Origin of the sequence: Pseudoalteromonas sp. RB2-MNA-CIBAN-0110, assembly GCF_040309305.1 — a bacterium.
GTDB classification, from domain to species: Bacteria; Pseudomonadota; Gammaproteobacteria; order Enterobacterales; family Alteromonadaceae; genus Pseudoalteromonas; species Pseudoalteromonas arctica.
Map to the genome: position 1 here is coordinate 64,979 of NZ_JBEOOQ010000012.1, position 13,732 is coordinate 78,710.

Consider the following 13,732-nt stretch of genomic DNA (forward strand, 5'->3'; position numbering starts at 1 on the left):
ATGAGCGATACACGCATTAAGTCGATTGTAATTGTGGGTGGCGGTTCAGCAGGTTGGATGAGTGCCTCGGCACTGGCTAAAGTTATTGGTTGCGATAATTGTAGCATTACACTTGTTGAATCGAGCGACATAGGGACTGTGTCTGTAGGTGAGGCAACTATTCCGCAAATTCAGCTATTTAATACAATACTCGACATCGATGAATCTGAGTTTATCCGTTTTACAAATGCAACGTTTAAACTAGGTATAGAATTTATAGATTGGAAGGAAAAAGGGCATCGCTATTTTCATCCTTTTGGAAATTACGGTACTAATATGGAGGCGCTGCCTTTTCATCATTTTTGGTTGAAAATGCAAGATGACCCCAAATTTAAAAAAACTTCCAACTTATCTAACTACTCACTGGCATCGGTAGGTGCTTACGCCAACAAATTTATGCACCCGTCTACCCAGCAAAATACACCGCTAGCAGGTATTAATTATGCCTACCACTTTGACGCAACCCTTTATGCTAAATTTTTAAGCAAATACGCTATAAATAAAGGTGTTAAGCGTATTGAAGGTCAGGTTGATGAAGTAAAAACCAACCCTGTAACAGGAATGATAGAGTCGTTAGTGTTAAACGATAGCACGGTACTCAGCGGTGATTTATTTATTGATTGTTCAGGTTTTAAAGGATTGCTAATTGAGCAAGCACTTAAAACAGGCTACGAAGATTGGACACATTTACTTCCTTGTAATAAAGCGGTTGCAGCGCCTTGTTTATCTACAAAATCACTAAACCCTTATACACAGTCTACGGCGCAGAGTGTGGGCTGGACTTGGCGAATACCGCTGCAAAACAGAGTAGGTAATGGGTTTGTGTATTCAAGCGAGTTTATGGATGACGATAAAGCGCAGAATTTATTATTAAACACACTGGAATCAAGCCCTCTAAATGATATAAATAGCTTACAGTGGGTTACAGGTATGCGTAAAAAAAGTTGGAATAAAAACTGTATTGCTATTGGTTTATCGGCAGGCTTTGTTGAACCACTTGAATCTACAGGGTTACATTTAATTCAGTCGGCTATTGCAAAACTGATGACGTTGTTCCCAAGTAAAGCTTTTACGCAGTGCGATATTGACTTGTTTAATCAGCAAACTGAAACAGAGTATCATCGTATTCGCGATTTTATTATTTTGCATTATAAGTTAACAAATCGCGATGATAGTGAATTTTGGCGTTATTGTAAAAACATAGAAATGCCAGATTCGTTAAAACAAAAAATAGATATGTTTAGTGAAAACGGGCGTATTTTTAGACATGACAACGAGTTATTTAACGAAACATCTTGGCTTGCTGTTATGCACGGACAAGGCATTAAACCTAAAAGCTACCACCCACTAGTTGATAGACTAAGCCATGATGAAATAGAGCGTAGACTAAAAAATATTGAATCAGTAATTAGTCGCTCAGCAAATGTAATGCCCGATCACCAGGCGTATATTTTAAAAAACTATACGCCATAATGCATTGTTGTAGAGAGTTGTAAGTGGACAAGCTAGGCTTTTGCTTGACGTTCCCAATGCTCTTTCCTAAATTGAGTGGGTGTTATACCCACTAGTTTTTTAAAAAATGTGTTAAAAGTCGCTTTGCTGTTAAACCCTGCTTTATCCATAACGTCTAACATGGTCACTGTTTTATTTTCTTCTAAAAGTAGCAGCCGTTTACTTTCTTCAATTCTGTAGTGATTTATAAACTCAAAAAAGTTTTTACCAAAGTGCCTATTAATTATTGATGAAAGGCTTCTTGACCCCATTCCTAATTGGCTTGCTAGGTTATCTAGTGTGAGTAAATGGTTTAAATAAGGCTTGTTTTGTAGCAAGTAGCTTTCAATTTTTTGTATTTTTTCGGGTTCAAAGACCTCTGGCAATTTACTTTGTTCGGTAGTGAGTGTGTCGTCAATACCTTGGAATATTCTTGAATGACCTGCACTAAAAAATATTAGGCTCGTTATTAATAAAAGTACCGCGTAGTTAGAGGTAAGCCCCAATAGCTCGTGATCGACAATTATCCCAATGTCATAAGACATAATAATGCCAAGCGAGACAAATATCGCGTTTAAATGAACAGCTAAAAAGCCAATAACTAAGACTTTTAACCAAGTCAGATCGACACTTTCTAGTTCTGCAAATTCATTTTTGATATTTTTTTGATATTTTTGTAGTTCTAAAAAGCATAAAACACTGATAGAAAAACGAAAACATTCCCGAGAAAAATAAATTATACGATCAACGATAGGTGTAGTTTCAATGGTACCGTTTTGGAGTGCATCTAATTTAACGCTGTTGTCGAGCATAAGCCAATCTAGTGTGAAATAGATGGCATAAAGTATAAAAGGAATAAAATACAGTGCGTCAATTTTTTTAACTTCATAATTTTTATTAACTAACGATTTTATATAGAGTAAAAGTAGCGGGACTTCTAACCAAAATGCTAAGCCGAATGTATAAAACAAATTTGGCGATAAATTTAATGCAAAAGGTCTAAATGCTTCACCAAAGTTTATAAGATTATCCATAGGGATAGCGGCTTGAGCTAATAAAAAGCAGGCAAGTAGGCAGTTACTTAATTTATTCCCTTTTTTTAATGTGATTAAAAATACGCTAAACGATAAGCATATAAACATTGTAAAAATTAAAGCGAGATCGTGAGTGTTAAAAAGTACTTCTTTCACAATTTAATACACCTTTATTAAAATTCTTATTTGGCACATCTGTGTCATTCGTGTGGGTATGTATTATCGAACAAGTTTAAATATTTAAAACAGGTTTAGCGTTCAAATAAAGTGTATTACACGTATTAGAACGCCTAAAACCTCTATTTGAACGACATTATAGTGTATTTGTAATAAAACTATTCGTCACACTAACAAAGTATCAGGTTATCAATTTAATGAAAAATATTTATTCTTCATTTGTTTTAGGTTCATTTTTGAGCATGTCATGCTCAGCTGCATTTGCTAAAAATGATATAACGCTATGGCCAAAACAAAAACCCGCAATAGAAAAAAATGCAGCGCTAGAAGCGGACATTACACGCTTAATAAATAAAATGTCGCTGGAACAAAAAGTCGGTCAAATGGTTCAAGCAGAAATAACATGGGTCACCCCGCAAGACGTTAAAAAATACCATTTAGGATCAGTTTTAAATGGAGGAGGTACATTTTTGCATAATGACCGCAATGCAAGTGTGTCTGATTGGGTGTCGTTTATGGATGAGTTGTACTTAGCCTCAATGGATACATCCGCTGGTGGTTTAGCTATTCCTGTTACGTATGGCATTGATGCCGTACATGGAAATAATAAATTTATTGGCGCTACTTTATATCCTCATAATATTGGTTTGGGTGCAGCGCATAACCCCGCGTTAATTTATAAAATTGGTGAAGCAACAGCAAAAGAAGTGCTCCTTGCAGGAATCGATTGGACCTTTGCACCTACATTGGCAGTTGCCAGAGATGATCGGTGGGGGCGAACCTATGAAAGCTATTCTGAAGATTCAGAGATAGTTGCTTTGTATTCAAAAGAGATGATTGAAGGGCTACAAGGTCAAGTAAATACATCTAACTTTTTAGATGACGACCATATCTATTCTACCGCTAAGCATTGGGTGGGTGATGGTGGTACTTATCAAGGGGTTGATCAAGGCGATAATAGAGAAACCGAAAAAGATTTAATTAAAAACCATGCTGCGGCTTATTTCCCAGCTATAAAAGCGGGTGTGCAAAGTATTATGGCCTCGCATAATATGTGGAATGGACTGCGTTTACATGGCAGTAAATACCTGCTTACTGACGTGTTAAAAACTCGACTCGGTTTTGATGGCTTTATAGTAGGTGATTGGAATTCGCATAGTAAAATACCTGGCTGTACTAACGATAGCTGCCCACAGGCTGTAAATGCTGGGCTTGATATGTTTATGGTAGTCGAAGACTGGAAAGCTTTTATAGGTAATACAATAGAGCAAGTTGAGAATGACATTATTCCCATTGAACGTATTGACGATGCAGTTAGGCGTATTTTACGTGTAAAAATGCGTTCGGGGCTATTCAATAAAGGACTTCCATCAAAACGTAAATACGCTAACCAAAAACAATTATTAGGTGCTCCTGAACACAAAGCGATTGCAAGGCAAGCTGTACGAGAGTCTTTAGTGCTGCTGAAAAACAATAATAATTTGTTACCGCTTAGCCCAAATAGTAAAGTTTTAGTTGCTGGCGACGGCGCTGATAATATGAGTAAGCAAACGGGTGGTTGGACAATTAATTGGACTGGTGAGGGTAATGTCAAATCTGATTTTCCTGGAGGTACATCAATATTTGACGGTATCGAACAGCTAGTAACAAAAGCCGGTGGTAAGGCGGTATTGAGCCCTGATGGAAGCTTTGATGAAAAACCCGATGTAGCTATTGTTGTATTTGGTGAAAACCCATACGCAGAGTGGATTGGTGACTTGAAATCGATTGCTTATCAGGCTCACTCTCATCGTGACGCTAAATTAATCGAGTTATTAAAATCAAAGGGCATAAAAGTGGTGTCGATATTTTTATCTGGCCGGCCACTTTGGGTTAATAGAGAAATAAACGCATCTGATTCGTTTGTTGCTGCTTGGCTTCCAGGTAGTGAAGGCGTAGGTGTAGCTGACGTGTTATTTACCAATAAAAAAGGAAATACCGAGTATGACTTCAAAGGTAAGCTTTCTTTTTCATGGCCTAAATACGCATCCCAAGTTGTATTAAATAGATTCGATAAACCGTACGATCCATTATTTGCTTATGGATTTGGCTTAACTTACAAGGATAATATAAATCTTGGTAAGTTAAATACTCACAATGATTTTGTATTTGAAGTACCCACTAATACACCTTATGTAATTATGCAAGGTAGGGCAAAAGGTGATTGGAACTATCAATTGCAAACTGAGCAAGAAACAAAAGATATCCAAACTCCGGTTGGTAAAATTCAAGGCTTAAGCATGATTGAAGCTGACAAGGAAATTCAAGGAGACGCAAAAGAATTCACTTGGACTGGCAGTAATCATGCATCTGCATTAATTAGCTCAACATGGTACAGAGAGGATTTATCGCAGTACTTAATCAATAAAAGTGCTTTAACATTTGATATACGTATAGAGGCTTACCCAGAAAAAGCGTTAAATGTTCAAATGGGCTGTGGTAAAAGCAAGTGTGGTTCATTTGACATAGCGCCTATTATTAAAGAATTTAAATTAAGTACATGGCATAAAGTATCGATAGACCTATTGTGTTTTGCTAATAAGGGGGTTGAATTTGAACGCTCTAGTGCGCCATTTGTTTTATCAAGTGAAGGCGCAGCTAAAGTACGCGTTGCTAATGTTCAATTTGAACCTAAAGCAAAGGAAACAGCTAATATAAAATGCGGTGAATAAATGGCAAAGGGTGCATATTAGTGCACCCTTGTTGTATTTTCGCTTGAATTTATGCGCATACGGAAAGGGCATTATGAAAAATGTTGTTTTAAAATTAACGTTAATCGCTGTGCTTTTCTTGAGTGCATGCACGGCGGTAGTAAAAGATGATTTTAGTAAACTGAGCACAGAGTCATCTAATCAAAAAATAGCAGTTAATCAGCTTGGTTATTTAGTTAATAGCGAAAAAATAGCAATAGTGCCAAATGTAACCGCGACTACTTATGATTTAGTGGATGTAAATACTAATAAAATAATACGTAGCGGCCAGTTATCACACGCTAAAATGTGGGATAACTCAGGAAGTGACATATTTAAACACGCTGAATTTACAGATAGTGTAACACCAGGAGATTACCTTTTACGTGTAAAAGGAGTGAGAGATTCTGCCGTATTCTCAATTAATAATCATATATATGACTCAGTTCATACAGCGGCGTTAAAATACTATTACTTAAATCGTTCAAGTATTGAAATAGAGAAAAAGTATGCAGGTATTTATGCGCGGCCTTTAGGGCATAAAGACGACAACGTGCTTTATCATTTATCAGCAGAGCAAGGTGATGACTTTAAAGCGAAAGAGGTGCAATCACAAAAAGGCTGGTACGATGCGGGCGATTATGGCAAGTATGTTGTTAATTCTGGTATTACCACGTACACATTACTTGCGGCGTTTGAGCACTACCCTGAAGTGTATCAAAAGCAAATACTAAACATCCCTGAATCGTCAGATAACGTCCCCGATATTATAAACGAAGCACTATGGAACCTTGAATGGCTGATCACTATGCAAAGCGATGATGGGGGTGTTTATCACAAACTCACAACGCGTGAATGGCCAGGTTATGAAATGCCGCATGAAGATAAAAGAGCGCGCTACATGATAGGAAAAAGCACAGCGGCTAGCCTTGATTTTGCCGCGACGTTATCGGTGGCAAGTCGAGTAATTGCTTCCTATTACCCCAATAAAAGTAAGCAATATTTAGCGGCTGCAATTAAGGCATGGAAGTACTCGCTTGAAAATCAAACCCAATATTATGAGCAACCTGATGATATTAAAAGTGGAGAGTATGGTGATAACCAGCTAAAAGATGAGTTTGCTTGGGCCGCTGCAGAGTTATTTATAACAACTAAAGACAGAGGTTTTTACACTGTTTATAAAGAGATAAATATTCATTATTCAGCTCCTTCATGGAGAAATGTATCGTATCTTTCTTTAAGCAGTTTACTGTTTAAGGCAAAAGATTTATTGAGTGAACAAGAATACGAAGATCTTAAAATAAAGCAAAAACACTTAGCTGATGTGTATTTAAAACAACATAAAAATAGCCCATATATTGTTGCGATGGAAAAGTCTGACTTTGTGTGGGGAAGTAATTCAGCAGCGTTAAATAAAGCGATAGTTTTGCTACAAGCCGCTCAGTTAAATAATAATTCGCAGTACTTAAAGGCTGCGCAAGGGCTTGTTGATTACATTTTAGGACGCAACCCAATAGGGTATTCGTTTGTTACTGGTTTTGGTGATAAAACACCACAACACCCGCATCATCGAATTTCACAAAGTGATGGCATTACAGCTCCAGTACCAGGTATGTTAGTTGGCGGTCCCCAAGCTGGGCAGCAGGATGAGTGTAACTATGATTCCAACGAACCTGCAAAATCATACAGCGATAGCTGGTGTAGTTACTCAACGAACGAAGTGGCAATTAATTGGAATGCGCCGCTTGTATATGTGCTGGGAGCGTTTGTTAGCCGGTGAGATTTATTTGAGTATTTTACAATCGTTGTAGCTCACTGATATACAACTTTAACTTTGCATCAATCAAAGGGGTCCAATCTTGACTTCATACATTAAGGGTTATGAATGTCCCTTCATGGCACATACCCGACGCTAATATAAAAGCCAAACGTTCAGCTAACCCAATACAAAGCAGATTAAACCTGCTCTACAGAATAACTTGCGAAGTTAAAACCTCAGTAATTAGCGAGTACTCCCTTTATTTCAGTTTGAGATACCCAAGTTAGTAATACTTATTTCTGATATACTCAGTCAGCACTTTTACTCAAAAGGTAATAGTCTTCAGCTTGCAACTCAATGCAAGTTAACTCACTGCTCTTCATTATTTATTGTCAAAATTACACCTTTGTAAAATAGAGTTGGTTCATCCGAGCCAAAAACGTACAGAAAAAACACCGCCTAAGTTTATTGGCGAAGTATGATGATTCGTTGATGAACTCAAGCGTACTTACTTTATAAACAGGACTTAGCATGAGTGAATTAACTATCGGCGTTATCGGAACATCCCGCAAGACAGATGAAAGACGGTATCCTATTCACCCAGAGCACTTATTACGAATTCCCGAAAGTCTTAGAAAACAAATGGTGTTTGAACAAGGCTATGGCACCGCTTTTAATGTTAGCGATGAATATATTGCAACGTTAACGGGTGGCATTGCATCGCGCAGCGAAATACTTACCCATATTGGCACGGCCATTATTGCAAAGCCTGTACTTGCTGACTTAGAAGAAATGCGCGAAGGAGGCACTATTTGGGGCTATGCCCACTGCGTTCAACAGCATGAAATAACACAAGCGGCGATAGAACGTAAACTTACCTTAATTGCTTTTGAAGATATGTATGTGTGGTCACCACAAGGAAATGTAGGGCGTCATACTTTTTATAAAAACAATGAAATGGCAGGGTATTGCGCTGTAATACATGCTTTGCAACTTAAGGGTATTGATGGTCATTATGGCGATCAACGTAAAACGATTATATTTAGTTTTGGTGCAGTGAGTAGAGGCGCTATTTACGCCCTTAAAGCGCATGGTTTTAGAGATATTACAATTTGTATTCAGCGCCCTGATCACGAAGTGCGTGAAGAAATATTAGATTGTCACTATGTTAAGGTACGAGAAGGTCTTGAAGGAGAAGCTCGCATGATGGTTGTTGAACATGATGGGACTAATCGACCACTTGGCGATCTTATTAGCGAAGCCGATATTATCGTGAACGGGACTTATCAAGAAACAGCTCATCCGGTTAACTTTGTAATTGAATCAGAAGCCGACTGCTTAAAACCAAACAGCTTAATTATTGATGTTAGCTGTGATGAGGGGATGGGATTCTTTTTCGCAAAGCCGACAACGTTTAAAAACCCTTTATTTCGATATAACAACACGGATTATTATGGCGTTGATCATACACCGAGTTATTTATGGGAAAGCGCGACGCGTTCAATCTCTGCGGCGCTCATTGTATATTTACAAACGATACTTAAAGGTGCTTTGCAGTGGCAAAAAGATGAAACCATTCGCCGTGCAATAAACATTGAGCAAGGAATAATTAAAAATACGGCTATTTTGGCATTCCAAAACCGCGAAAATATTTACCCTTATAACGTAATAACACAATGATTAAATCTATCTCTAATCTAATTTTACATTAGATTAATTAGGGGGTGCACTTCGTCTTAATGCTAGTAATTTTAAGGCGAAGTGTTTGTTGACTGATAGTAAAACTGGAGAACTTAAATCTTAAAAGTTTTGATAAAACGAACACCCACAATTTATAAGGCTACCTGATATGCCTAACGATTCTAAAAATATACTAAATCGTGGCTTAGACTATATGCACGACCCATTTTCTAATTTTATGCGTGCTCAAACCACCTCTAGTCTGTTTCTTCTGGTATCTACAATCATTGCACTATGGTGGGCAAATTCAGCTTATTCAGCTACCTATCTGAACTTAGTGCATACGCCTATTGGAGTCTCATTAGGAAACTTGGAGCTACAAACCTCGCTTAAACACATTATTAATGATGGTTTGATGGTGATATTTTTCTTATTGCTTGGGCTTGAAATAAAACGAGAGGTACTTGCTGGAGATTTAGCTGAGCCCAAAAATAGACACATGCTCATTTTTTGCGCCATAGGCGGAATGGTTGTGCCAGCTGGTATTTATTCGCTGTTTAACTGGGGGCAAGATTCACTGATTGGTTGGGGTATACCCATGGCAACCGATACTGCGTTTGCATTAGGTGTGCTTACAATTGTAAGAAAACATATACCAACAAGCTTGTTGGCTTTTATTGTAGGTCTTGCGATTGTTGACGATGTGGGGGCAATACTCGTTATTGCCGTGTTTTATACCCAAGAAATATCGGTGATGTATTTGTCATGCGCCGTTGTTCTATTTACTTTTTTAGTAGCCGCCAATTATGCAGGAATAAGGCAGCCGCTTTTTTACATTATAATTGGTCTTGCCACCTGGTGGATGATGTTACAGTCAGGTGTGCATCCTACTGTAGCAGGTGTTGCTATTGCTTTAACCGCTCCTGCACGCTCAATGTTGGGCTCAGGAAGGTCGCTTGAAAAGGCAAAAACAACCATTACCTCAATGCAAAAAGAAATAGAGAAAGTAGATGTTCTGGCTAGCAGACAGGATCATAAACAGGTACTCGAAATTCGTGATTTAGCCGAAAATGCAGGTACACCTTTGCGTCGGTGGGAAGATGTACTGCACCTGCCTGTCGCACTGTTTATTTTACCGCTATTTGCTTTAGTTAATGCGGGTGTGGTTTTTAACTTTAGTTCATTTGTTGAGAGTCTCAGTGATCCCGTTGGCTTAGGTATTATTAGTGGTCTTGTTGTTGGTAAGTTTATTGGTATTTCGGGTGCGTGTTGGCTTGCTTTACGCTACAAAATAGGTTGCTTGCCAGAAGGTATCAATCTTCAGCATGTTATTGGTGCTTCACTTATCGCCGGGATTGGATTCACCATGTCTACCTTTATTGCTACGTTGGGGTTTGATGGGCAAGCCGAGCATCTTCATAACGCAAAAACATCGGTTTTAGTGGCTTCGGTTCTTTCTGCAATACTTGGGGTTTTATATATTCGAGTGGTTGCCTCAAAAAAGAGCAATAAATCAATTAATTCAACGCCATAATAGGGCGTGAAGGGGCTAATGGGTATTCAATAATGTGTACTCATTAGTTGTACTTAACCCTTTATTTATCAATTAAACCTATTGTTTAAAACACGCTATGTGTTGTAGCGAACAGACCAATTAAAATAAATACGCTAATGTCTTACTAAGGTTTTTTGGCTTTAAATTAATCTATAAGTGCATGAATTTAAATCTTAAAACTATTCCTTAAATCATTACCCCTAAATTATTACCCTTAAATTATACAGAGGAAGTTATCACCTAGATTGCGAAGCACGTTGGCGCTTTAGGCTAGGGCTTATGACAATCTAAAGTAGTAATAAGGCTCCATATTTTTGGTTTCTTAAAAAGGAGAATATTATTTCTACACAAAACGAAAATAGTCCAAATTCTAAAAGTAAAAGCGGTCCGCCAGATATCGATAAAGTGATGAGCGGTGCGTTTAAAAAGTATAAGAAGTTGCTGAGTGGAAAATTTAGCACAAGTTTAACCATAGTATTGTTTTTGGGATTGATTGCTACAGGCTATAGCGCAGTCTATACCGTTCCCAGCGATTCAGTTGCTTTGGTATTAAGGTTTGGTAAGTTTCAAGAAATTCTGCCTGCGGGCTTACATGTAAAAATCCCATTAGGTGTTGATCACGTCACAATAGTGCCTACTAAGCGGCAACTAAAGCAGGAGTTTGGTTTTTCTACTCCTGGAGCCTCCGACCCAGATCAAAATATTAATCCTGAAAATAATATTCGCTCATTTGCGCCAAAAATTTCACCTGCAACAAATCAACGCGAAGAAACCCAAATGGTAACTGGCGATTTAAACACTGCGCTGATTGAATGGGTAATTCAATATCGGATAGCCGATCCCCAAAAGTACTTATTTGAGGTGCGCGACCCGGCAGGCACTTTACGATACGTGTCTGAATCAGTTATGCGTGAAGTTGTAGGCGATAGAACTGTAGATGAAGTAATTACCATTGGCAGGCAAGGGATTGAAATTGAGGCATTACAAAAAATGCAGGCATTGGCAACCAAATATGTAATGGGGATTAGTATTGATCAGGTTCAGCTAAAAAACATTAATCCACCCGTACCAGTACAAGGGTCGTTCAATGAAGTTAATCAGGCTCAACAAGAAAAAGAAAAGTTGATTAACGAAGCGCGTCGCGAATATAACCGCGTTATTCCGCTTGCTGAGGGGGAGCGGGACCAACGAATAAGAGAAGCTGACGGTTATCGCCTTAAGCGAGTTAATGAAGCTGAAGGCGACGCTCTGCGTTTTAATGCGCTGTTTGCACAGTACCAACTGGCACCTGAGGTAACACGCAGACGAATATATATAGAAACAATGACTGATGTTATGCCAACGATAAAAAATAAAATTATTATCGATAGCGAAGCACGCGGTGTATTACCTTTACTCAATTTAACTTCACTAAAAGGACAGCAGCCATGAAATCTTATTTAATCGTTGGCAGCAGTATTTTAGCTGCAATTGTAGGGGTTACTTTGTATAGCGCTTTATATACGGTTAACGAAGTAGAGCAGGTGGTTATTACTCAGTTTGGTAAACCGGTTGGAGAGCCAATTAGAGAGGCGGGTATTCAACTCAAAATGCCTTTTGTTCAGCAAGTTAATTTTATTGATAAGCGCGTGCTGGAATGGGAAGGAACACCTTCTGATATGCCGACCAAAGATAAGCTTTATATTTCTGTAAGTCTTTATGCGCGGTGGCAGGTTACCGATCCGTTGCAGTATTTTTTACGCTTAGGTGATGAGCGAAGCGCACAGTCTAGACTTGATGATATTTTTGGTAGTGAAACGCGTAATGCAGTAGCCACACACGAATTAATCGAAATTATTCGTACAACGAAAGATCGCCAACCCTTGCGTGACTCGTCACTCACCGAGGCTGAAAAAGAGCAGAATATTGGTAGTTTAGTGCCTATAAGCATGGGACGCTTAGTTGTCGAGCAAGATATATTTAATGCCGCAGCCAAAAAAGTAAAAGTATTTGGTATTGAGCTTATGGATATTCGCTTTAAACGTATTAATTATAATGAAAGTGTACGCCCTAAAATCTATGAACGTATGATCAGCGAACGTCGTCAAATAGCAGAACGCTTTTTGTCAGAAGGAAAAGGCGAAGCTGCCCGTATACAAGGTAACAGAGAGCGAGACTTAGATAAAATTCAATCTGAAGCCTACCGAGCAGTAACAGAAATTAGAGGTAAAGCTGATGCTAAAGCAGCCGCTATTTACGCCTCAGCCTATAACAAAAATGATCAAGCAGTCGCATTTTATGCATTTACCCGTTCGTTGCAGGCGCTTGAACTTGCCCTTAGCCAAAACACAACATTGGTATTATCGACCGACAGTGAGCTATTTCAGTATTTACAACACACTCAGGTGAGTGAGCCTAATCCTAAAAATTAGCATGCTTCATATTAAAATATTGTATAGATATCATTAAACTTAGGAGCAATAAATGCAAATTGAAACAATTAGAGATGTACTCAATTGGACCGTTTTATTTCACAAAAACTTAAAAGATAGCCTAAACCAGAGCTCTAAACAAAATAAGGATGAGGGAGCACGAATGATGCTTCGCTACCTATCTGAGCATGAAGAGAGTTTAGAGAATATTGTACAAGGATTTGAAAATACGGCAGACGAAAAAGCGCTAAACACCTGGTGTTTTGATTACATCGAAAAGCACTCAATTATTGAGCGCGTTGATTGCAACTCACTCTTTGAAGAGCTAGATATCTCAGACATTATGGAGAAAATAGTAAACCATCATGAACAAGTTATTGAGTTATACATTCATATATATTCTCGTGTAGATATTGAAAGCGCAAAAACGTTGCTTGATACAATAAAAGATATTGAAGAAAATGAGATAAAAAGAATTGTGCAATCGGCTAACCGGTTTTCAGATATGTAATAGACTGATTGAACTGGCAATATTAGTGTATTACTAAGGTGTCAGTTCAATCAAATGTATGTGATATCAATTTATATCCAGGATCTTTTCTTTTAATCGAGTTAAGTAAAATGGTTTGGTGTGCTCAACATATCCGGACAGTCAATCTTAGTTACTAAGTTATACCAATCTGCTTATATACGGGGTCTATTTAGCAACGTTATAGAGTGATTTAATTTGTTTTAATTGTTCAAATATTTATGCAGGTTGATATTAAAATGAGAAGCAGATGATATTGCATGACTATGAATCTACTTATTTTTCGTTAGATTATTCCCTCAATTTAATATATAGCCATAAAGGCTGT

Annotated in this window: 9 protein-coding genes; 8 read left to right on the top strand and 1 reads right to left on the bottom strand. The window is 38.0% G+C overall.

Annotated features, from left to right (window positions below; genetic code table 11):
- The gene (locus AAEY68_RS08230) at window positions 1–1,512 is read left to right on the top strand and encodes a tryptophan halogenase family protein (RefSeq protein ID WP_350585804.1); all 1,512 of its coding nucleotides are present in this window, start codon (window positions 1–3) and stop codon (window positions 1,510–1,512) included.
- A 32-nt stretch (window positions 1,513–1,544) separates the two neighbouring features.
- Here the strand turns inward: AAEY68_RS08230 and AAEY68_RS08235 are convergent, their stop codons facing one another.
- Window positions 1,545–2,720 (bottom strand): helix-turn-helix domain-containing protein, encoded by a 1,176-nt coding sequence (locus AAEY68_RS08235; RefSeq protein ID WP_350585805.1) that lies wholly within the window; start codon window positions 2,718–2,720, stop codon window positions 1,545–1,547.
- A gap of 218 nt (window positions 2,721–2,938) precedes the next feature.
- Here AAEY68_RS08235 and AAEY68_RS08240 point away from each other — a divergent pair, with 218 nt between their 5' ends.
- The 7 genes from AAEY68_RS08240 to AAEY68_RS08270 all read left to right on the top strand — a co-directional run bounded on the left by AAEY68_RS08240 (window position 2,939) and on the right by AAEY68_RS08270 (window position 13,386).
- Window positions 2,939–5,452, top strand: coding sequence for a glycoside hydrolase family 3 protein (locus AAEY68_RS08240; RefSeq protein ID WP_350585806.1), 2,514 nt, complete (start codon window positions 2,939–2,941; stop codon window positions 5,450–5,452).
- A 73-nt stretch (window positions 5,453–5,525) separates the two neighbouring features.
- Window positions 5,526–7,250, top strand: coding sequence for a glycoside hydrolase family 9 protein (locus AAEY68_RS08245; protein ID WP_350585807.1), 1,725 nt, complete (start codon window positions 5,526–5,528; stop codon window positions 7,248–7,250).
- A gap of 510 nt (window positions 7,251–7,760) precedes the next feature.
- The gene (locus AAEY68_RS08250; RefSeq protein WP_024594224.1) at window positions 7,761–8,909 is read left to right on the top strand and encodes a N(5)-(carboxyethyl)ornithine synthase; all 1,149 of its coding nucleotides are present in this window, start codon (window positions 7,761–7,763) and stop codon (window positions 8,907–8,909) included.
- A 169-nt stretch (window positions 8,910–9,078) separates the two neighbouring features.
- Window positions 9,079–10,443 (top strand): Na+/H+ antiporter NhaA, encoded by a 1,365-nt coding sequence (gene nhaA, locus AAEY68_RS08255; protein WP_024594223.1) that lies wholly within the window; start codon window positions 9,079–9,081, stop codon window positions 10,441–10,443.
- A gap of 510 nt (window positions 10,444–10,953) precedes the next feature.
- Window positions 10,954–11,895 (top strand): FtsH protease activity modulator HflK, encoded by a 942-nt coding sequence (gene hflK / locus AAEY68_RS08260; RefSeq protein ID WP_002962612.1) that lies wholly within the window; start codon window positions 10,954–10,956, stop codon window positions 11,893–11,895.
- Window positions 11,892–12,875, top strand: a complete 984-nt coding sequence (gene hflC / locus AAEY68_RS08265; protein WP_024594222.1) for a protease modulator HflC — start codon at window positions 11,892–11,894, stop codon at window positions 12,873–12,875. Before hflK ends, hflC begins: the two co-directional genes overlap by 4 nt.
- A gap of 52 nt (window positions 12,876–12,927) precedes the next feature.
- Complete coding sequence (locus AAEY68_RS08270; RefSeq protein ID WP_024594221.1) at window positions 12,928–13,386, top strand: hypothetical protein; 459 nt, start codon at window positions 12,928–12,930, stop codon at window positions 13,384–13,386.
- Window positions 13,387–13,732: the final 346 nt, after the last annotated feature.

Coding starts and splice junctions, on each gene's coding strand:
- AAEY68_RS08230 (WP_350585804.1), top strand. CDS start 1: ATGAGCGATACACGCATTAAGTCGATTGTAATTGTGGGTGGCGGTTCA.
- AAEY68_RS08240 (WP_350585806.1), top strand. CDS start 2,939: ATGAAAAATATTTATTCTTCATTTGTTTTAGGTTCATTTTTGAGCATG.
- AAEY68_RS08245 (WP_350585807.1), top strand. CDS start 5,526: ATGAAAAATGTTGTTTTAAAATTAACGTTAATCGCTGTGCTTTTCTTG.
- AAEY68_RS08250 (WP_024594224.1), top strand. CDS start 7,761: ATGAGTGAATTAACTATCGGCGTTATCGGAACATCCCGCAAGACAGAT.
- nhaA (WP_024594223.1), top strand. CDS start 9,079: ATGCCTAACGATTCTAAAAATATACTAAATCGTGGCTTAGACTATATG.
- hflC (WP_024594222.1), top strand. CDS start 11,892: ATGAAATCTTATTTAATCGTTGGCAGCAGTATTTTAGCTGCAATTGTA.
- AAEY68_RS08270 (WP_024594221.1), top strand. CDS start 12,928: ATGCAAATTGAAACAATTAGAGATGTACTCAATTGGACCGTTTTATTT.